This window comes from bacterium, from assembly GCA_040755795.1.
In the GTDB taxonomy this organism is placed as follows: domain Bacteria; phylum UBA9089; class CG2-30-40-21; order CG2-30-40-21; family SBAY01; genus JBFLXS01.
Window position 1 is genome coordinate 1 of sequence record JBFLXS010000745.1, and the last position, 1089, is coordinate 1089.

Sequence of the window (1089 nt, forward strand, 5' to 3'; positions counted from 1 at the left end):
CATGCAAATTCAATCTTAACAGAGCACTATAATCTTTGCGTTCTTTGCGGTTAATTTCTTTGCGTTCTTTGCGGTTAAAAAAGGATAAACCACTTAATCTTAAAAAAAACTTGAATATCGAGTAATAGGCACAAATGGATATAATACCCAAAACACTCAAAAAGCAATTTCCTATCAGTCTATCAGTTATTTGCTAATCGCTAATTCACTAATTCGCTACTTTTACAACCCTATTTATCTCCTCTTCTGAAAGTCCTGTTATCTCAGCAATCATCTCCAATTTAACCCCTTTTTTATACATCGATTTAGCTGTTTCTATTGCCTTCCTATATTCGCCTTGTTCTAACCCTTGTTGTAATCCTTGTTCTAACCCTTGTTCTAACCCTTTCTTTTCGGCATAAGAAATCGATGCCTTTTGAATATAGATGAAATCTTTCCTTTTATGCTGTATCTCTAATTCTTTGGCACTCAGACCTGCTTGATTGGCTATCTCAAATGCCTTCTTTATCTCTTTACTCATCCCCAGTGTTTTGGGTATGTAATTTAGCTTACCCGCATTTTTTATAAAATATATCCATTTATCTGTCCCATCACTTAATTCACTTTCTTCCTTCTTGAATTTTGGCAACTCAATGAAGATTAATTCAATATCTCCACTATATTCAACTAACTCATCCTTCTCTATCAATCTGAAGTAACTGATGACCTTTGGCCACTCACTAAACATCTCAAAATCAGTAATAGTGATAGCAATTATCGGGTTTAATAGATAAAATTCATCACCACATGAAAGTTGCGTAGAATATGCCTTCGCCGCATTGTAGAGAATCCGTTTTTCTAATCCTTCATAATTTAATATTTGCATCTCAATAAGGACGCCACTACCATCTGATAACATTGCCTTGACATCAACATAGGTATCCTTCATCCCTTTAAGTAACGGTATCTGATATGGGTCAACGATGGTTAAATCTTCAATAATGCTTCCATCTTTGAATTTAACCACTGAGTTTATAAAGTTTATAAGTATATCTTTTGATTGTTTGCTTCCAAATACCTTTTTAAAGGCAAAGTCTGTTTTTACATCTA

Annotated in this window: 1 protein-coding gene; it reads right to left on the minus strand. The window is 33.9% G+C overall.

The window, feature by feature from the left end; translation table 11 throughout:
• Nucleotides 1–208 precede the first annotated feature (208 nt).
• Nucleotides 209–1089: Rpn family recombination-promoting nuclease/putative transposase (locus AB1414_21375; GenBank protein MEW6609963.1), on the minus strand; the 881-nt coding region annotated here is incomplete at its 5' end.